Origin of the sequence: Candidatus Aquicultor secundus (genome assembly GCF_002791875.1) — a bacterium.
Taxonomy (GTDB): domain Bacteria; phylum Actinomycetota; class Aquicultoria; order Aquicultorales; family Aquicultoraceae; genus Aquicultor_A; species Aquicultor_A secundus.
Map to the genome: position 1 here is coordinate 1 of NZ_PFNG01000210.1, position 396 is coordinate 396.

Below are 396 nucleotides of genomic sequence, written 5' to 3' on the forward strand. Positions count from 1 at the left end.
TCTGTTTGCCATGTTTTCGCCTGGTTATCCAATGCAGAATACATTGCCCCATAATCCGGTTTTAGCGCGCTCGGATTATTAAAGTATAAATGGTAGTTTCTAGTAGAATATGGTTCAGCTTGCGCAAAGAAGGAAATCTTATAACTACCTGCCCCAATTACCTTAACCTGGCATGGTATTTCAATATCGTTTTCATCGGTTACACGAATATCCTCACCTTGCGGTTTTACTTTATCCGACGTAAAGGCTACCTCAACCGGCTCATCGACCCTTTTAAGCCCGATTGGTTCGGTTACGGTAATAATCACTTGGCTTAACCATGCGCCCCCGCCAGACCCAGATAGCTGGTGCTGTTCTTCGCAATACGCATCACCAGGCTTACCAGCAAGCAGTAGA

The 396-nt window shown here is 45.2% G+C and carries 1 protein-coding gene; it reads right to left on the minus strand.

Annotated features, from left to right (window positions below):
- The coding region (locus COY37_RS08885) for a hypothetical protein (protein WP_286977272.1) at positions 1-396 on the minus strand (396 nt) is incomplete at both ends.